General features: G+C 65.5%; 17 protein-coding genes and 1 pseudogene. 8 read left to right on the forward strand and 10 right to left on the reverse strand.

The features are described from left to right. Positions 1–311: 311 nt before the first annotated feature. Entirely contained in the window at positions 312–1,358 is a 1,047-nt protein-coding gene (locus HLG70_RS29220; RefSeq protein ID WP_171663107.1) for an aldo/keto reductase, read from the forward strand. Positions 1,359–1,370: 12 nt separating this feature from the next. Here the strand turns inward: HLG70_RS29220 and HLG70_RS29225 are convergent, their stop codons facing one another. After that, entirely contained in the window at positions 1,371–2,021 is a 651-nt protein-coding gene (locus tag HLG70_RS29225) for a hypothetical protein (protein ID WP_171663108.1), read from the reverse strand. 94 nt (positions 2,022–2,115) lie between these two features. On the opposite strand from HLG70_RS29225, the gene HLG70_RS29230 reads away from it, so the two are divergent. The 3 genes and pseudogenes from HLG70_RS29230 to HLG70_RS29240 all read left to right on the forward strand — a co-directional run. Beyond that, entirely contained in the window at positions 2,116–3,345 is a 1,230-nt protein-coding gene (locus HLG70_RS29230) for an SMI1/KNR4 family protein (protein WP_171663109.1), read from the forward strand. Beyond that, positions 3,342–4,028, forward strand: coding sequence for a lysozyme inhibitor LprI family protein (locus HLG70_RS29235; RefSeq protein ID WP_171663110.1), 687 nt, complete (start codon positions 3,342–3,344; stop codon positions 4,026–4,028). The genes HLG70_RS29230 and HLG70_RS29235 overlap by 4 nt, the downstream gene beginning before the upstream one ends. Positions 4,029–4,101: 73 nt before the next feature. Then, positions 4,102–4,839 (forward strand): annotated as a pseudogene (locus tag HLG70_RS29240) (YoaK family protein); the annotation flags it as partial. A gap of 184 nt (positions 4,840–5,023) precedes the next feature. On the opposite strand, the gene HLG70_RS29245 reads toward HLG70_RS29240, so the two are convergent. The 3 genes from HLG70_RS29245 to HLG70_RS29255 form a co-directional block, all read right to left on the reverse strand. Continuing rightward, positions 5,024–5,572 (reverse strand): fasciclin domain-containing protein, encoded by a 549-nt coding sequence (locus HLG70_RS29245; protein ID WP_171663112.1) that lies wholly within the window; start codon positions 5,570–5,572, stop codon positions 5,024–5,026. A gap of 86 nt (positions 5,573–5,658) precedes the next feature. Then, on the reverse strand, positions 5,659–6,339 hold the full coding sequence (locus tag HLG70_RS29250; RefSeq protein WP_171663113.1) for an anti-sigma factor: 681 nt from the start codon (positions 6,337–6,339) through the stop codon (positions 5,659–5,661). Further along, the gene (locus tag HLG70_RS29255) at positions 6,336–6,881 is read right to left on the reverse strand and encodes a sigma-70 family RNA polymerase sigma factor (RefSeq protein ID WP_171663114.1); all 546 of its coding nucleotides are present in this window, start codon (positions 6,879–6,881) and stop codon (positions 6,336–6,338) included. The genes HLG70_RS29250 and HLG70_RS29255 overlap by 4 nt, the downstream gene beginning before the upstream one ends. 213 nt (positions 6,882–7,094) lie before the next feature. Here HLG70_RS29255 and HLG70_RS29260 point away from each other — a divergent pair, with 213 nt between their 5' ends. Beyond that, positions 7,095–7,754 carry a thiopurine S-methyltransferase gene (locus tag HLG70_RS29260; RefSeq protein ID WP_171663115.1) on the forward strand — a complete coding sequence of 220 codons (660 nt, stop codon included), beginning with the start codon at positions 7,095–7,097 and terminating at the stop codon, positions 7,752–7,754. Between the two features lie 52 nt (positions 7,755–7,806). Here HLG70_RS29260 and HLG70_RS29265 read toward each other — a convergent pair whose 3' ends face one another. The 6 genes from HLG70_RS29265 to HLG70_RS29290 all read right to left on the reverse strand — a co-directional run bounded on the left by HLG70_RS29265 (position 7,807) and on the right by HLG70_RS29290 (position 14,267). Continuing rightward, on the reverse strand, positions 7,807–8,574 hold the full coding sequence (locus HLG70_RS29265; RefSeq protein ID WP_171663116.1) for an SDR family oxidoreductase: 768 nt from the start codon (positions 8,572–8,574) through the stop codon (positions 7,807–7,809). Further along, positions 8,571–9,566, reverse strand: coding sequence for an NAD(P)H-quinone oxidoreductase (locus HLG70_RS29270; RefSeq protein ID WP_171663117.1), 996 nt, complete (start codon positions 9,564–9,566; stop codon positions 8,571–8,573). The genes HLG70_RS29265 and HLG70_RS29270 overlap by 4 nt, the downstream gene beginning before the upstream one ends. A 19-nt stretch (positions 9,567–9,585) precedes the next feature. Beyond that, entirely contained in the window at positions 9,586–10,290 is a 705-nt protein-coding gene (locus HLG70_RS29275; RefSeq protein ID WP_171663118.1) for an ABC transporter ATP-binding protein, read from the reverse strand. Then, a complete protein-coding gene (locus tag HLG70_RS29280) occupies positions 10,283–12,064 on the reverse strand; it encodes a branched-chain amino acid ABC transporter ATP-binding protein/permease (protein ID WP_171663119.1) in 1,782 nt (593 codons plus the stop codon). The genes HLG70_RS29275 and HLG70_RS29280 overlap by 8 nt, the downstream gene beginning before the upstream one ends. 22 nt (positions 12,065–12,086) lie before the next feature. Then, a complete protein-coding gene (locus tag HLG70_RS29285; RefSeq protein ID WP_171663120.1) occupies positions 12,087–12,953 on the reverse strand; it encodes a branched-chain amino acid ABC transporter permease in 867 nt (288 codons plus the stop codon). 114 nt (positions 12,954–13,067) lie between these two features. Beyond that, complete coding sequence (locus HLG70_RS29290) at positions 13,068–14,267, reverse strand: ABC transporter substrate-binding protein (RefSeq protein WP_171663121.1); 1,200 nt, start codon at positions 14,265–14,267, stop codon at positions 13,068–13,070. A gap of 329 nt (positions 14,268–14,596) precedes the next feature. Here HLG70_RS29290 and HLG70_RS29295 point away from each other — a divergent pair, with 329 nt between their 5' ends. From HLG70_RS29295 to HLG70_RS29305, 3 genes are read left to right on the forward strand one after another with little or no spacing between them, the layout of a single operon-like run. Continuing rightward, complete coding sequence (locus HLG70_RS29295; protein ID WP_171663122.1) at positions 14,597–15,379, forward strand: SDR family oxidoreductase; 783 nt, start codon at positions 14,597–14,599, stop codon at positions 15,377–15,379. Beyond that, complete coding sequence (locus tag HLG70_RS29300) at positions 15,379–16,335, forward strand: 3-hydroxyacyl-CoA dehydrogenase (RefSeq protein WP_171663123.1); 957 nt, start codon at positions 15,379–15,381, stop codon at positions 16,333–16,335. Before HLG70_RS29295 ends, HLG70_RS29300 begins: the two co-directional genes overlap by 1 nt. After that, the gene (locus tag HLG70_RS29305) at positions 16,328–17,263 is read left to right on the forward strand and encodes a 3-keto-5-aminohexanoate cleavage protein (protein WP_171663124.1); all 936 of its coding nucleotides are present in this window, start codon (positions 16,328–16,330) and stop codon (positions 17,261–17,263) included. Before HLG70_RS29300 ends, HLG70_RS29305 begins: the two co-directional genes overlap by 8 nt. The last annotated feature ends 57 nt before the right edge of the window (positions 17,264–17,320 follow it).

Here is a 17,320-nt window from a genome sequence, read left to right on the forward strand (position 1 = left end):
CCGGTAGCGCGCCGCCCCGCGCGCGGGAGCCGGCGGAGCAGCAGAGGATTAGGTGCCTGCCAGTGTATGCCTTGAAGAGGCCGCGGAGCAGGGGGAAGTCCATGGTGTGGAGGAATGGGCAGAAAATCCGGAGGAATGAGCTGGCGTCGAGGCGGCGGTGGACGCGCCAGAGGATCAGGCAAAAAAAGGGCAGGATCGAGCAGCGTGCCCGCCAACCCCCGGACGCATACTGTGTCCACACCGGCAGGCAGCCGCAGCGGCATCCCATCCCGGGACCGGCGCGCCCGCCTGGCCCCTGAAGGAGCGCAATCATGCGATACAAGAAATTCGGAAGCACGGGTCTGTTCGTCTCGGAGCTGTGCCTGGGCACCATGACCTTCGGCGGCGAAGGCGAGCTCTGGAGCAAGATCGGCAATTTGCAGCAGGAGGACGCCAACCGGCTGGTCGGCAGAGCCCTGGACGCCGGGGTCAATTTCATCGACACGGCAGACGTGTATTCCGAGGGCCATTCGGAAATCATCACCGGTCAGGCCCTGCGCGACCTGAAGGTCGCGCGCGACGACGTCGTCGTCGCCACCAAGGTATTCGGTCCGACCGGCGCCGGCGTGAACGCCCGGGGCAACTCCCGCTTTCACATCCTGGACAGCGTCAAGAAGAGCCTGTCGCGCTTGCAGCTGGACCACATCGACCTCTATCAGATCCACGGTTTCGACCCGGCGACGCCCGTGGAGGAAACGGTGCGGGCGCTCGACAATCTGGTGCAGCACGGCCACGTGCGCTACGTGGGTGTTTCCAACTGGGCGGCCTGGCAGATCATGAAGGCGCTGGGCATTGCCGAGCGCCTGGGGCTGGCGCGCTTTGAGTCGCTGCAGGCCTACTACACGATCGCGGGCCGCGACCTGGAACGGGAGCTGGTGCCCATGCTGCAAAGCGAAGGCGTCGGCCTGATGGTATGGAGCCCGCTGGCGGGCGGCCTGCTTAGCGGCAAGTACGGCCGCGACGGCCAGGCCGAGGCCGGCAGCCGCCGCGCCGCGTTCGACTTCCCGCCCGTGGACCAGGACCGCGCCTATGACAGCATCGACGCCTTGAGGCGGGTGGCGGATGCGCGCGGCGTGTCGGTCGCGCAGGTGGCGCTGGCCTGGCTGCTGCACCAGCAAGTGGTGACCAGCGTCATCATCGGCGCAAAGCGCGTGGACCAGCTCGAAGACAACCTGGCCGCCACCGGCATCAAGCTGACACAAGAGGAACTGGCGACACTCGACAAGGTCAGCGCGCTTCCGCCGGAATACCCGGGCTGGATGCATGTGCGCCAGGGCGAGTACCGGCGCCAGCAACTGGGCGAATCGGGCGTGGCCTGACTCCGGCTGCGTTCAGGGGTGGACCGGCGACCAGGTTTCGTTGAAGGCCGTCAGGTCCAGTGGCCGTTCATGAGGGTTCTCCGCCTTGAACAGCCCCACGATGCCGAGGTCATTCATGGCTCCGGTGAATCCGCCATATGAGGCTTTGCCCCAAGGCCGCAGCTGGTGGACGGCCAGGGGGCTGTCCAGCTCACGCGCGACGGCGATGATGGTGTCGCGCAGTTGCGCTTTCATGTCTTCGGGCGCATCGGCGGCCAGCGCCACCAGGAGCTTGCCGCCGAACCGAAGGGGCTGGTCCAGGCCCACGACGGCGGGCGTCGACAAGGACACGTAGCAGTCCGGCGCCTGGTTGTCCTTCTCGCACTGATTCCACGATGGCGCCCACGCCTCCGCGCCCAGGAATATCCACGGCGCCGCGTCCGGCGCATCGTGCGTCCACTTGCGATGCGACTCCGCATTCCATCCCAGCCTGCCGAACTTGGCGCTCTTGCGCGTGCCCTTGTCGATCTGCGAGCAACGAACCGCGGGTTTGCCGCGCGCCGATCCGGTAAATGGCGCGAGCGCCTGCGCCACGGGCAGCCAGGCGTCGGTGGCCCACGGGCGAGCCGCCGCCGCGCCCGTCAGGACCAGATAGACGTCATACATTCTCGTGTGGAAAGCCAAGGGCGATCTCCGTGCAATCACTGCGGGCGGCCATCTTATCGTGGCGGTCTGCCCGCTAGTAGAATCGCAGCAGTCCCATTCCTGAAGATTCGACATGAGCGACGTTTTTTCTCCCGAAGAACTGCAGGCCTTGCGCGAGCATGGCATTGCGGTGTTCGCGGACCGCGTGCTGATCGGTGTGCAGCCGCCCTTGCCCGATGCGCGCATCGCGGAGATCGAGGCCGCATGCGAGGGCCCTTTGCCGCAGGCCTTGCTGGACCTGTGGCGCCTGACCTCGGGCGGAGAACTGGCGTACGACTTGCGCGCGCGGATGGACGGCAACGAAGAGGCCCTGAGCTGGGCCGAGTTGTTCTACGACGGCAGCGATCACTATCGTGACCTCCAAGGCTGGATCGAACACGAGCAGGAGTGCGCCGAAGAGGCCGCCTCCGAGGACGGCGAAACCTGGAACGGCAAGCTGCGCTACCTGCCGATCGGCGGCTTTGAATACTGCGACCGCATCTATCTGGCGATGGAGCCTGGCCCCCGCGCGGGCAGCGTCGTCGCATGGAAGCAAGGCTTGCCGGGCTGGACGCATGCCTTGCAGCAGGACGGCATCGCGACCATTGCTCCAGACCTGTACAGCGCGTTTGCCGCGCTGTGCCTGGAGACGGACCCGGAGACGGACGAGGACAGCCCCGGCGTGCGGGTGCTGGAATACCTGGACGAGCGCGTGTCGGATCACGGCATGCCGCAAGCGCTGGCGGACAAGCTGGCCGCGTTCTACCGGCGCGCGCTGGTGGACTGGCGCGGCCCCTTGGCGGCCGGGACGCTGGCCGATTCGCCGGGGGTTGCCAGCCTGGCCTTGCAGCATGCGCTGGCCCACGATGATGCCGCGCTGGTGCGCCAGCTCGCGGCGCAAGGGGTGCGCCTTGACCTTCCGCTGCGCGGCAGCGCGCAAGCGGTGGACGTCGCCCTGATGCAGCACGCTTACGCCGCGGCCCAGGCCTTGCTGGACGCGGGCTCGCCGGTCAGCGCCACGGCGATCCACCGCTTCGACCGCAAGCCTGTTCCGGAACTGGTGGCGCGGCTGCTGGAACACGGTGCCGTTGCCGACGCGTTGGGCGTGGCGCGATGTGTCGCTTGCGGCTCGCCCGAAGCCGCGCGCCTGGTGGCGCAAGCGGGGGGCGAGGCCGTTGCCGCCGCCTATGCCGAAACCCGGGATTCGATGACCAGTAGCTACCAGGAAGACCTGCGGCGCGTGCGCGCGGGCAAGCTGGGCCACTACCTTGGCGCGGACGGCCTAGCCGAGCGCGTCGCCAACCTGCGGGAGTTTTCCCTATGAAACGCCATGCCTATGTGCCGGCGCTCTTGTTAGCCCTTGCCGCGATGCCCGTCTGGGCTGCCGGGAAGCCGTCGTTTGACTGCGCCCGGGCGCGGACGGACGTCGAAAAGGCGATCTGCGCCGATGGCGCGCTGGCGGCGCAGGACGCCAGCATTGCCAAGCTCTACACCAGGGCAAGGAAATCCTTGGATTCCGCAGCCGCCAAGGCGCTGACGGAAGACCAGCGCTACTTCGTGCAGGTGCGGGACGAGGCCTACGCCAATCCGTTCGGCAGCGGTACGCCGCCCGAGGAGTTGGCCGACCGGATGAAGTACAGGGACGCCTTTCTGGCATCGCTGTCTTTCAAACGACGCAATGGCTTCGAAGGAGAATGGGAGAACCTGGCGGGAGGGTTCTCGGTCAAGAAGCAGGCCGACGGGCGGCTGTTGTTCGACGGGTCGGCGGCGCACCCGCAGAATGGCCGCTGGGTTTGCGATGTCAGCGGCATCGGCACCGTGAAGGGCAACACCCTGGTCGTCGAGGATCCGCAGGCCGAGGGCTGGACGCTGACGCTCACCCGCAAGGGAGCGGCCGTGAATATTGCCGAGAACCCGCCGGCCGGCGGGAAGTCCGGTATGGGCCCGCCTTACTGCGGGCACAACGGGAGCCTGGGCGGCATGTACTTTCCCGTCGCCAAGCCTTGATCATTCCGTGCCCGCGCCGACTAGAATGTGATCCACATCGCAGTGAGTACGTTCTTGTTTTGAAGGGACAAGCGTGGCCATTCCGTATCTGCGCCGGCTGACGGCCGTCAGCCGCAGTCCGCAAGCCAACAGGCATCTTGCCTATTTCCTGACCTTCACCGCGGGCGCGGTAAACGCCGGAGGCTTCCTGGCCGTCCAGCAGTACACATCGCACATGTCGGGCATCGTGTCGATGATGGCGGATCACATGGCGCTGGGCGGCGTGGTGGTGGTGGTGCAAGGACTGGCCGCGCTGATTTCCTTTCTGGCCGGGGCGGCAAGCTCCGCTTTCCTGATCAACTTCGGGCGCAGGTCCCGGCTGGCCAGCGAATATGCCTTGCCGCTCTTGCTCGAGGCGGCCCTGCTGCTGGGTTTTGGCCTGCTGGGCGCCAACCTGGAATCGCTGCGCTGGTTCTATGTGCCCGGCACCGTGATGCTGCTTTGCTACATCATGGGCTTGCAGAACGCGATGATCACCAAGGTCTCGCGCTCCGAGATCCGGACGACGCACGTAACCGGCATGGTGACCGACATCGGCATCGAATTTGGCAAGCTGTTTTACTGGAACGTGGCCAAGGGCGATGCCCAGGCCATGCCGCCCGTGCGCGCCGACCGCGGCAAGCTGATCGTGCTGAGCCTGATGGTCACCTTGTTCTTCGTGGGCGGCGTGACGGGCGCGTACTCGTTCTTCCACTTCGGCTTCGGTTCGACCTGGCCGCTTGCGCTGTTGCTGACGCTGCTGGCCGCGGTGCCGATCGCCGACGACATCCGCAGCTTCATTCACCGCGCCTGATGTTCAAGGCGCGTGCCGCGGGTGGTTTTTTTGGCAGGGTCCAGTTGCGAAGCGTACCGCGCGTGCGCGGTCAGGTGGCAGTTCGGGCCCTACGATACCGGAACCCTTGCGAATGAAGCGCCCGCGGGCGTGCCGGGCCTTCATCCGTGCAGGCCTGCCTGCATTACTTGGGCATCAGCACTGTGTCGATGACGTGGATCACGCCGTTGGATTGGTAGACGTCATAGGTGCTGATGGTTGATACGCCGCCTTTCTCGTCCTTCAAGGTCAGGTTGTGCTTGCCGTTCATCGCCACCCAGAGCTTGCCGCCGCTGACCGTGGCCAGTTCGGCGGAACCGCCTCCCTTCTTGACCTTGGCCGCCAGCGCGTCGAAGTCCAGCTTTCCGGGCACCACGTGATAAGTCAGGATCTTGGTCAGGGTGGCCTTGTTCTCGGGCTTGACGAGCGTGTCGACCGTGCCGGCCGGCAGTTTGCCAAAGGCTGCGTTGGTAGGCGCAAAGACCGTGAACGGGCCCTTGCCTTGCAGCGTATCCACGAGACCCGCGGCCTTGACCGCAGCGACCAGCGTCGTGTGGTCAGCGGAATTCACGGCGTTGGCGACGATGGTCCTGCTGGGCATCATCGCCTGGCCGCCGACCATGACGTCGGCCGCGAACGTGGGCGACAGCGTCAGCGCGGAGCAGGCAATGGCAATCGAGGCTATCAGTTTCATGACGATCTCCTTTTGTGTGGCCGTCATGAGGAGATACGAGACAGAAAGGCCGCCGGATGCAGCTCCGAGCCTGGGATAAACCCTAATCAAATAACCTTGCCGCTCAGCACGACCGGGCCGGTGGGCACGCCGTTGGGCGCGCCGCCTTGCGGTTCCCGCGTGATGGCAACCGTGTCGCCCTGCAGCGGCGGCAGGCGCGGGCTGAGCAGGGTGGTCTGGCCAGGGGCGACAAGCCCTAGCGAGCGCGGCGCCTGGCCGGGCGAGATTGCCCACAATTCCAGCGCGCGGCCATCGGCCAGGGCTGCCAGGTCCTGCATGGGCTGGACCGCCAGGCGCTGGTCCGGCAGCTGATTGACCACCAGCGCGCCAGGCGTGTTTTCGCCCGACAGTACGGCGACGGTACGCGGAGCATCCGGCGGGGCGGAGGGACTGAGTATCAGGAAGGCCAACACCACCACGGCGGTGGCCAGGCCCGCGGACAGTGCGCGCCACCACGCCAGGCCGCGCCAGAGCGGGGTCCGGGCAGGCGCCGGGGACACCAGCGAGATGCGCGTGGCGATCGACGTCCATACATGCGCCGGCGGTGTTTCGGGCGGCAGCGCCAGCGCCAGCGGCAACAACCTGTCTTCCCATTCGGCGACGGTGCGCCGAAGGGCCGCGTCATCGCGCATCAGCCGGACGAAGCGGCGCCGCGCACCCGCGCGCAGGCTCCCGAGCACGTACTCGGCGGCCAGGCGATCTTGCAGGTCTGGATCGCGGTAATTCATTCCAGGCACCTTTTCAGCCGTTGCAGGCCACGGCGGATCCAGCTTTTTATTGTTCCCAGCGGGGTGCCGAGGCGTGCCGCGATATCGGGATGCGCCAGGTCATCAAAAAAGGCCATGGCGATGGCGACGCGTTGCGAGCCCTCCAGCTGCCCCATGCAGTCGGCCAGGCGGCGGCCGTCCTGGCTGGCTTGCAATTGCGCCAGCGGCCCGGGGCCCTCGTCGGCCATGGCCAGCGTCAGGCTGTCGTCCGGATCCGGCACCTCCCTGTCGGGACGGCGCAGGCGATCAATGCAGCGGTTTCGGACGATGCGCGTCATCCACGTCATGGCTTGGCTCCGTTCCGCCCGGTATTGGCCGGCCTGGCGCCAGATGATCACGAAGCACTCCTGCAGCACATCCTCCGCGGCGGCCTGGTCTCTCAACATACGTCGGGCAAGCGCAAACAGATGCGGCGACGCCAAGCGATAGAGCTCGGCCAGCGCGGACTCGCGCTTGTCGGCGCACTGGTCTAGCAAGGCCTGGAGGTGCAGGGCGTCGGGCATTGGTTCCGGGGGAGGGCAAGCTTGCGTTCAAGCATACCGGTGCGACGGCCGGGCGTCACCTGCAGCCGGGCACTACAATGCCCCGACCCCGCTTTGCGTGCGATCGAGCACCCCGGGGCCTGGCGCGGCTACGCTGATGGCGTCCGGCCCGGTCCGGGGGCGAAACGTTACTGCGAAGTCGCGGCACGGATTCATAGGAGGAGCAGACAAAATATGGACGCGGAATTCTGGTTGGAACGGTGGCGCGAAGGGCGCACGCACTTTCATCAAACGCGGATAACGCCGCTATTGCAGAAGTACTGGCCGGCGCTGGCCGTGCCGCAGGGAGGCAAGGTGCTGGTGCCGCTTTGCGGCAAGTCGCTGGACATGGTCTGGCTTGCCGCGCAGGGCCATCCGGTGCTGGGCGCCGAGCTGTCGCAACTGGCGGTGGAGCAATTCTTCGCCGAGAACGAGCTTCGGCCCGTCACGCACGAGTCCTCCTACGGCAGGCACTACGTGGCGGGCAATATCGAGATCATCTGCGGCGACATCTTCAAGCTGGATGCGCAGGTGCTGTCGCATTGCGTCGGCGTGTACGATCGCGCGGCGCTGGTGGCGCTGCCCGAGGCCATGCGCGCGGACTATGTGCGCCACGTCTACGGACAATTGTCGCCAGCGTACCGGGGCCTGCTCATCACCCTGGACTATCCGCAGGAAGAGATGGCGGGGCCGCCGTTCTCGGTGGTGGATGCCGAGGTGCAGGCGATTTTCTCTGGTGTATCGCCCGCTGCGATCATCGACCGCCGGGACATCCTGGACAAGGAGCCCAAGTTCCAGGCAGCGGGCGTGAGCCGGCTGGATACGGTGGTCTACCGCCTGGGCGCGCAAGACTGACTTCGGCGCCCGTCATAAGCAAAAGGCCCGTTCCGCTTGAACGGGCCTTTTGCTATGTCATCAGCCATCCGCCGGCGACATCCAACACCTGTCCGGTCACGAAGCGCGCCTGGTCGGATGCAAAGAACAGGCAGGCGTCCGCCACTTCTTCGGGCGTGCCCAGGCGCCGCAGCGCGGTCACCGCGGCGACGGCGTCATTGATCTCTTGAGGCACGCTCTTGAGCAATGGCGTGCTGATCCGTCCCGGCGCCAGCCCGTTCACGGTGACCTGGTGCTCGCCCAGTTCGGCGGCCCAGTGGCGGGTCAGGCCGATCAACCCGGCCTTGGTCGCCGCGTAGTGCGCCGCCACGATGTCGCAGTACGCCTTGCCCGCCACCGACGACATGTTGATCACGCGCCCCTGGCGCGCCCGCACCATGTGCGGCGTGGCCAGGTGCGTCATGTAGAACACGCTGTTCAGGTTTACCGAGACCACGTTGTTCCACTCGGCGGGGGGCATTTCCCAGACCTTCAGCGCGCGGCCGTTCGTCTTGGGCGAGATGCCGACGTTGTTGACCAGGATGGTCGCGGGGCCCAGCTCTTCCGTGATGCGGTCATAGGCGGCCTGGCATTGGTCAAAATGCGAGACATCCGCGTGCACGAAGCAGACCTTGTGGCCACGCTTCCTGAGTTCTTTCTCGTAGGCCTGGCCTGCTTGCGAGTTGAAGTCGATGAGACCGACGCGTCCGCCTTCGGCCAGAAACCCCTCGACGATGGCCGAGCCGATGCCGCCGACCGCGCCCGTGACGATGGCGACCTGATCCTGAAAGCGCGGGGTCATTGCCGCACCTTCAGCATGATCTTGCCGATGTGCTTGCTGCTCTCCATCAGCGCGTGCGCGCGTGCCGCCTCGGCCAGGGGGAAGACCTCGTGTATCAGCGGCAGGCATTGCCCCTTTTCCATCAGCGGCACCACCTTGGCGGCCAGCGATTGGGCGATGGCGCCCTTGTCATCGTCCGAACGCGGGCGCAGCGTGGAGCCGGTGAACTGCAGGCGCTTGATCATGATAGGCAGCGCGTCGATCTCGGCCTTGCTGCCTTCCAGGAAGGCGATCTGCACCAGCCGTCCATTGAGCGCCAGCAGCCGCAGGTTCTTGTTGATGTAGGTGCCGCCCACCATGTCCAGGATCACGTCGACCCCGGCTCCCCCGGTGGCTGCGCGCAGCTCGGATTCAAAATCCTTGTCGCGGTACAGCACGGCGTGGTGTGCGCCGGCCTTCAGGCAGGCATCCGCCTTCTGCTGGTTGCCCACGGTGGTCCAGACTTCGGCGCCGAAGGCGTTCGCCAGCTGGATGGCGGTCAGGCCGATGCCGCTGGAGCCGCCGTGGACGAGGAATTTCTCGCCGGCGGACAGGCGGGCACGGTCGAATACGTTGGTCCAGACGGTGAAGTAGTTCTCGGGAATCGCGGCGGCGGACAGCAGGTCCAGGCCGCGCGGCACCGGCAGGCAGTGGCGTTCGTCGGCCAGGCAGTACTGCGCATAGCCGCCGCCGGGCGTCAGTGCGCAGACCTGGTCGCCGACCTTCCAGGCATGGACCTCGGGGCCGACGGCCACGATGGTGCCCGATACTTCCAGGCCCAGGTAGGGCGAGGCTCCCGGAGGCGGCGGGTAGGAGCCCGAGCGTTGCAGCACGTCGGGGCGGTTGACGCCGGCGTAGGCCACTTCGATCAGCACCTGCCGGCCGACGGGCGATTCCATGTCGCGTTCCACGACGCGCATGCAGTCGGGCGTGCCGCCCTTGCCATGATCGATGAATGTGCAGCGTAAAGACATAAAACGAGGGTCCTTGGATTCAATGGCCCAGATAGGCCTTCTTGACATGGGGGTCGCTGAGCAGCTCGGCGCCCGTGCCGGTGCGCACGATGGCGCCGTTCTCCAGCACATAGCCTCGATCCGCCAGCCGCAGGGTGCGGAAGACGTTCTGCTCCACCAGCAGCACGGTCACGCCGTGCGAGGTGACGTCGCGGATGATGTCGAACATCTGCTGCACCAGCAGCGGAGACAGGCCCAGCGACGGCTCGTCGAACACCAGCAGCTTGGGGTCGGCCATCATGCCGCGCGCGATGGCCACCATCTGCTGTTCGCCGCCCGACAGCGAGCCGGCGTACTGGCTCAGGCGTTCCTTCACGCGCGGGAATATGCGCAGGACTTCTTCCAGCTTGCGCTGCACGATGGGGCGCGCCGCGCGCTTGTACGATCCCATCAGCAGGTTGTCGCGCACCGTGAAGTGCGGAAACAGCTGGCGGCCTTCGGGGATCATGGTGATCCCGGCATCCACGATGTCGTAGGGGTGATGGTTGGTCAGGTCCTGGCCTTCGAATTCCACCTTGCCCTGCGTGGCGTTGATCACGCCGCACAAGGTCTTGAGCGTGGTGGTCTTGCCCGCGCCGTTGGCGCCGATCAGGGTCACGATCTCGCCCGCGCGGACCTCGAAGTTCAGGCCGTTGAGCACCTGGCTCTTGCCATAGCCCGAAGACAGATTCGAAACCTTAAGCATCCTGGTACTCCTTGCCCAAATAGGCTTCGATGACGGCGGGGTTCTCCACCACGTCCTTGGGCGCGCCGCTGACCAGCACGCCGCCTTCGTTCAGGACGATGATGCGGTCGGACAGGGCCATCGTCGCTTGCATCATGTGCTCGATCAGCAGCACCGATACGCCCGAATCGCGGATGCGCCGGATCATCTGGATGGATTTTTCGATGTCGGTGGGGTTGAGGCCCGCCATCACCTCGTCCAGCAGCAGGATCCTGGGCTTGATCGCCAGCGCGCGGGCAATCTCCAGGCGTTTCATCCCGCCCACCGTGAGGCTGCGCGCCTCGGTGTTCAGGTGTTTGAGCAGGTCGGTCTGCTCGGCCACCTTCAGCGCGATCTGTTCGGCCTCGTCGCGGTTGGACGTGCGGATGAAGGCGCCCAGCATGATGTTCTCAAGCACCGTCAGGCCCGTGAACGGCTTGGCGATCTGGAACGTGCGGCCCAGGCCCTTGTGCGCGAATGCGTCGGGCGTCTTGCACGTTACCCAGTTGCCGTCGGCGTCCAGCATGGAGATATCGCCCTTGTCCGGAGCCAGGAAGCCAGACAGCAGGTTGAACACCGTGGTCTTGCCCGCGCCATTGGGCCCGATCATGCCCAGGATTTCGTTCTGGTTCAGCGTCAGCGACACGTCGTTGGTGGCGCGCAGGCCGCCGAAGCTCTTGAACAGCTTGTCCGCCTTCAGCACGGGCTGGCCGGTGGGGGCGGCGCTGCGCAGGCGTATCTCGTCGGCCAGCTTGAGTTTCGCGCGGGGCTTGCCCAGGTAGGGCAGGCGGGCAAGCTGGCGCTCGACGAACGGGCCGAACGCGCCGGCCAGGCCGCGCGGAATCGTCAGCACCACCGCCACCAGGATCAGCCCGTAGATCAGCCCGTGCATGCCGTTGCCCACGCTGCTGAGCCAGCCGCGCGCCAGTTCGGCGATGGGCAGCACCAGGAACGTGCCCGCGATCGGGCCGGACACGGTGCCCAGTCCGCCGATCAGGGCGAACATGGCCACCTGGATGGACAGCTCCAGCGAGAACGCCGAGCTGGGATCCACGAAGGTCAGGTAGGTGATGTGGAAGGTGCCGATGATGCTGGTCAGCATGGCCGACACCACCGCCGCGATGATCTTCACGCGCACGGTGTGGATGCCGACGGCAAGCGCCGCGTCTTCGCGTTCGCGGATGGCGATCAGGTAGTGCCCGATGCGCGACTTGCGGATGTACCAGGACACCCAGGTCACGAACAGGAACAGGCCGAAGGCGATGATGACGTAGTTGATTTTCTCGCGGAACACGATCCACGCCCAGCCGATGTTCAGCGGCAGGCTGATGCCGCTTGATCCGCCCGTCCAGCTTTCTTCGTGGATGACGAGCAGGCGCACCACTTCCAGGATGGCGATGGTGGCCAGCGCGAAGAAGGGGCCGCGCAGGCGCAGCGTGGGATAGCTGATCAGGATGGCGACCGCGGCCGAGATCGCCGCGCCGGCGAGCATGCCGATCCACGGCGAAATGCCGAAGTTCTGCGTGAGCAGCGTGGCCGTATAGCCGCCGATGCCGTAGAACACCGCATGGCCCAGGGACAGCTGGCCGGCATAGCCGCCCACGACGTTCCAGGCCACCGACAGCGCGGAGAACACGAACAGCAGGACGAAAAGGTTGGTCCAGAAAGGCGTGCCCATCACGACGGGCACGAGGAACATCACGATCAGCAGGATGAGGCTGACGTAGGCTTTGGGGTGTCGAAAGTCGGGAAACACGTCTCGCTCCTTGTAGTTCTGGTCACTCTGTACCGACGCCGAACAGGCCGTTCGGTCGCAGGACAAGGATCAAGAGGAAGATCCCGAAATACACGACCTCTTTCAGGTCGGGGGCGATGTAGAACCCCGCCAGCGTGTCGACGATGCCGATGATCATGGACCCGGCGACCGCGCCGTACAGGCTGCCCAGGCCGCCGAGCACGACGATCACAAAGGCGGTCAGCACGAAGTACGTGCCCACGGTGGGGAACACGGGATACTGAGGCGCCAGCAGGCCCGCGGCGATGCCGACGAAAGCCGTGCCCAGGCCGAAGGCGATGGCGTACACGTTATTGACATTGACGCCCATCAGGGTGGCCGCGTAGCGATGCTGGGCAACGGCGCGCAACGCGCGGCCCAGGTATGTGCGGTGCATGAACTGGTGCAGCAGCACGGCCAGGCTCAGGCCGATCACGAAGGTGATGATCTGGCCTGTCACCATCGAAAACGGGCCGACATCGATGGCGTTCGTGCCCAGCTCCACCGGCGCGCGGTAGACGTTGGCGCCGAAGATCACCAGCGCAAGGTTCAGGAGTATGGTGGACACGCCCACCGTGGCGAAGATCTGGATGTGCTGGTCGGCATTGAGCAGCGGCTGGATGATGCCTTTCTGCGTCAGCGCGCCCAGCGCGAACAGAATGATGGCAACCGGGATCAGTCCCGCATAGGGATGAACGCCGAACTGCGCCGCGATCAGATAGACCATGTACATGCCTATCATCAGGAATTCGCCGTGCGCGAAGTTCACGACGCGCACGACGCCGAAGATAAGCGTCAGCCCCAGGCTGATGATCGTGTATGCGCCGCCCAGCAACAGGCCATTGATGACCAGTTGAATGAATAATTCCATGGTGCAACCTCTAAGTGCGGGAGGGCGCCCCTGTCCTTGCCGCGGGCAAGGACAGGGGCGCCGGGCCCCGGGTGAGGTCAGGCGCCCCCTAGCGCCCGACCGCTGGCGTCGCGCTTATTTTTTGAAGACGGGTTTGCCAAGTGCGAGGTTGCCGGGCGCGATGGTGACGAGCTTGCCATCCTGCCACTGCATCACATAGAAGGTGGATGCATTGTTCTGCCCGTCTTCGCCGAAGTCGAAGGCCCAGCCGTTGGCGGTCTGGCCTGCGGGCTTCTTGTATGCCAGGACCGCGGCGCGGATCTTGTCCTTGTCGGTGGACTTGGCGTTGCCGATGGCTTCGAAGAAAGCCTTGGCGCCGACATAGTTGGTCAGGCTGTGGCCGGATTGCGGATCGCTCTTGTAGGTGGCCTTGTAGGCGTCCAGGAATTTGTCCAGGCCCGGCGCGCCGGCCGGATTGATGGACGATTGCGGGAAGTCCAGGTCGAACACGCCGTTCATGTCGGCGCCCACGGCCTTGGCGGTATCCGCCAGCGAGTAGCCGCCGCCCGCGCCGATCACGACCTTGGGCTTGAAGCCCGCGGCGCGCGCCTGGCTGAAGAACAGGATGGCGTCGTTCTGGTAGGCCGTTTGCAGCACCACGTCGACCTTGGCGCTCTTCAGGCGCAGGATCAGCGACGACAGGTCCACCGTCTTGGCCGAGTACGGCAGGACTTCGACCACGTTGTAGCCCAGTTCCTGGGCGCGCTTCTTTTCGGTCGCCGCCACGTCCGTGCCATAGGGGCCGTCTTCGTGGATGATGCCGATCTTGATGTCCTTGGGGTTCAGGCCCATGCCCGGCGCGATGGTGTCATGCAGCGCGTTCACCACCGACACGCCATACAGCGCGGTGTTGGGGTTGCTGCGGTACAGGTACTTGTAGCCGCGGGTGGTGATCTTGTGCGCGGTGGCGCCCAGCTCGAAGTACGGCACGCCGGCCAGCTCGGTGACGGGCGATGCCGCGTACGAGATGCCGGAGGCGTAGCTGCCGAACACGCCGACCACGTTGGACGAGATGAGGCGCTTGGTTTCCGACACGGCCTGCGTGGGGTCGACAGCGTCGGCCTTCACGATTTCGATCTTCTCGCCGTTGATCCCCCCTGCGGCGTTGATCTCATTGACGGCCAGTTCCAGGCCGCGGTAGCTCTCTTGTCCAAGCAGCGCAAGCGCGCCGCTGAACGGGAAGAGGGCGCCTACTTTCATGTCGGCCGCTGCGGTGCCGCTTGCCAGCACGCTGCAAACGCCCAGCGCCAAAGCAATTTTGTTGAACTTGAACACTGTCTACGCTCCTTTGTCGGTATGGGATGCGGACTAGCTTGAGTGTGGTCCGTCTTTTTGTATATATGATATATGAGCCGGCCGGGCGTAAAACCCTCGCCTTGGATTCTAGTGTCGGCTGCCGCAAGCCGAATCAGGGAATTCCCTGAAACCGCATGAATAAAGCCTTAGCGGCCGATATGAAGGGTAATGAAGCGCATAATTCCGTCAGGCGAACGGCTGCTTTTGAGCGCTGCGGCTACGCTTGGATGCATCTCAGAATAGCTGTTTTAATCATATATCGTATATCATAAAACGCGCTTTTAAGAATATTCCTAGGAGACGGAAGCATGTTCGAGGAAGTTGATTTCGCCGGCAAAAAGGTGCTGATCACCGCCGGCGCGGATGGCCTGGGCCTGGAGATGGCCAAGGTGTTCCGCCACGCGGGCGCCACGGTATTCGTGTGCGACGTGAATGAGGAGCGGCTGGCCGCGCTGCCGGCCGAACTGCCCGGGGTGCACGCGGCGCATGCCGACGTATCGGACGAGGACAGCGTGAGCGCGCTCTTTGCCGAGGTCAAGCAGAAACTGGGCGGGCTGGACATCCTGATCAATAACGCCGGCGTGGCGGGGCCTACGGGTTACGTGGAAACCCTGTCCAAGGCGGACTGGGACCGCACCCTGGCCGTGAACATCACCGGCCAGTTCCTGTGCGCAAGGCAGGCGATTCCGCTCCTCAAGGAGTCCTGCGCGGGCGTGATGATCAACCTGTCCTCGGCCGCCGGCCATCTGGGATTCGCCGGGCGGTCGGTCTATTCCGCGTCCAAGTGGGCGGTGATCGGCTTCACCAAGTCGCTGGCCATTGAACTGGGCGGCCATGGCATCCGGGTCAACGCCATTCTGCCGGGTGCGGTCGAGGGGCCGCGGATCCGCGCCGTTATCGCCGCCAAGGCCGGCACCCTGGGCCGCCCGGTCGAAGAGATCGCCGCCCAATATGAAAACCAGGCGGTGCTGGGCCGCATGGTGACCGCGCGCGATATCGCCAACATGGTGCTGTTCAACGCCAGCGAGGCCGCCCGCAGTGTCACGGGTCAGGCCATCGTGGTGGACGGCTTCACGCAGAAGCTCTACTGATGGGCGCCGGCTCCCCGGCGCGCCGCGCCGCCATCATCGGAACCGGCCTGATCGGCCAGGGCTGGGCCATCGTGTTCGCACGCATGGGCTGGGAGGTGCGGCTCTATGACGTCAACGCCGCCATGCTGGCCGAGGCCCGTACCCTGATCCTGCAACAGCTGCGCGAACTGGAAGCCCAGGGCCTCCTGGACGATGCCGACGCCGTCGTCGCGCATGTCCAGGCGGCCGCCAGCCTGCAGGACGCCCTGAAAGGCGCCAGCTACGTCCAGGAGAACTCCCCCGAAAAGGTGGAGATCAAGCGCGCGCTGTTCTCGGAACTCGACGCCCTGGCCGAACCGCAGGCAATCATCGGCAGCTCCACTTCCAGCATCACGGCCAGCCAGTTCACCGAACATCTGGCCGGCAGGCACCGCTGCCTGGTGGCGCATCCGGTCAATCCGCCTTACCTGATTCCGGTCGTGGAGCTGTGCCCCGCGCCCTGGACCAGCCAGGAGGCGCTGGACGGCGCCCGCGCCGTGATGATCGCCATCGGCCAGAAGCCGGTGCTGGTCAGGAAAGAGATCGAAGGTTTCATTCTGAACCGCCTGCAGGGCGCCTTGCTGCAGGAAGCCTTCCGGCTGGCCGGCGAGGGCATCGCCAGCGCCGAAGACATCGACACCACGGTCAAGGATGGCCTGGGCCTGCGCTGGTCCTTCATGGGGCCGTTTGAAACCATAGACCTGAACGCGCCCGGCGGCATCGCGGACTACTGCCAGCGCTATGGTGGCCTCTATCAATCCATCGGCGCCACGCAGGGCGAATGCGTCGCCTGGGATGGGGCGCTGGTCGACGCCCTGTCCGACGAGCGGCGCAGCCTGCTGCCGCGGGAAGATCTTGCCAAGCGCCGCTTCTGGCGCGACGAAAAACTGATGCGCCTGATGCGTCACAAGCAAAGCAACGGAGACAACAATGGCTAAGCCCAAACCGAAAGTCGTCATTACCTGCGCCGTGACGGGCGCCATCCACACCCCCAGCATGTCGCCGCACCTGCCGGTCACCGCCGACGAGATCGCCGAAGCCGCCATCGGCGCCGCCCGCGCGGGCGCCGCCGTGCTGCATCTGCACGCGCGCGATCCGCAGACGGGCAAGCCGTCGCAGGATCCGGCGCTGTTCAAGCCGTTCCTGGAGCGGATCAAGCGCGAGACCGACGCCATCATCAACATCACCACTGGCGGCAGTCCGCACATGACGGTGGAAGAGCGCATGCGTCCGGCCACCACGTTCCAGCCGGAACTGGCCTCGCTGAACATGGGCTCGATGAACTTCGGCCTGTTTCCGATGCTGGACCGTTTCAAGGACTTCAAGCACGACTGGGAACGCGAGCACCTGGAGAACAGCCGGTCGCTGATCTTTCGCAACACCTACCAGGATATCGAGTCCATCCTGAAGCTTGGCAACGCCAACGGCACACGCTTCGAGTTCGAGTGCTACGACATCAGCCACCTCTACAACCTGGTCCACTTCGTGGACCGCGGCCTGGTCAAGTCGCCGCCGTTCATCCAGTCCGTGTTCGGCATCCTGGGCGGCATCGGCCCGCATCCCGAAGACCTGATGCACATGAAGCGCACGGCCGACCGCCTGTTCGGCAATGACTATGAATGGTCGATCCTGGGCGCGGGCCGCAGCCAGATGCAGCTTGCGACCATCGGCGCGGCCATGGGGTCCAATGTGCGGGTCGGGCTGGAGGATTCCCTGTGGATCGGCCCCGGTCAGCTGGCGGAATCCAATCGCGTCCAGGTGGAGCGCATCCGCGGCATTCTCGAAGCCCTGAACCTGGATATCGCCACGCCTGACGAGGCGCGCGCCAAGCTGGGCCTGAAGGGCAAGGACAACGTGGCGTTTTAAACGAGGGAAGCCGGCCCGCCGCCGGCGGCCGGGCGCGGCCGGCGGAGAGCCGGCCGC

It is taken from the genome of Achromobacter deleyi (assembly GCF_013116765.2).
Classification (GTDB): Bacteria; Pseudomonadota; Gammaproteobacteria; order Burkholderiales; family Burkholderiaceae_B; genus Achromobacter; species Achromobacter deleyi_A.

Coding starts and splice junctions, on each gene's coding strand:
- HLG70_RS29220 (WP_171663107.1), top strand. CDS start 312: ATGCGATACAAGAAATTCGGAAGCACGGGTCTGTTCGTCTCGGAGCTG.
- HLG70_RS29230 (WP_171663109.1), top strand. CDS start 2,116: ATGAGCGACGTTTTTTCTCCCGAAGAACTGCAGGCCTTGCGCGAGCAT.
- HLG70_RS29235 (WP_171663110.1), top strand. CDS start 3,342: ATGAAACGCCATGCCTATGTGCCGGCGCTCTTGTTAGCCCTTGCCGCG.
- HLG70_RS29245 (WP_171663112.1), bottom strand. CDS start 5,572: ATGAAACTGATAGCCTCGATTGCCATTGCCTGCTCCGCGCTGACGCTG.
- HLG70_RS29250 (WP_171663113.1), bottom strand. CDS start 6,339: ATGAATTACCGCGATCCAGACCTGCAAGATCGCCTGGCCGCCGAGTAC.
- HLG70_RS29255 (WP_171663114.1), bottom strand. CDS start 6,881: ATGCCCGACGCCCTGCACCTCCAGGCCTTGCTAGACCAGTGCGCCGAC.
- HLG70_RS29260 (WP_171663115.1), top strand. CDS start 7,095: ATGGACGCGGAATTCTGGTTGGAACGGTGGCGCGAAGGGCGCACGCAC.
- HLG70_RS29265 (WP_171663116.1), bottom strand. CDS start 8,574: ATGACCCCGCGCTTTCAGGATCAGGTCGCCATCGTCACGGGCGCGGTC.
- HLG70_RS29270 (WP_171663117.1), bottom strand. CDS start 9,566: ATGTCTTTACGCTGCACATTCATCGATCATGGCAAGGGCGGCACGCCC.
- HLG70_RS29275 (WP_171663118.1), bottom strand. CDS start 10,290: ATGCTTAAGGTTTCGAATCTGTCTTCGGGCTATGGCAAGAGCCAGGTG.
- HLG70_RS29285 (WP_171663120.1), bottom strand. CDS start 12,953: ATGGAATTATTCATTCAACTGGTCATCAATGGCCTGTTGCTGGGCGGC.
- HLG70_RS29295 (WP_171663122.1), top strand. CDS start 14,597: ATGTTCGAGGAAGTTGATTTCGCCGGCAAAAAGGTGCTGATCACCGCC.
- HLG70_RS29300 (WP_171663123.1), top strand. CDS start 15,379: ATGGGCGCCGGCTCCCCGGCGCGCCGCGCCGCCATCATCGGAACCGGC.
- HLG70_RS29305 (WP_171663124.1), top strand. CDS start 16,328: ATGGCTAAGCCCAAACCGAAAGTCGTCATTACCTGCGCCGTGACGGGC.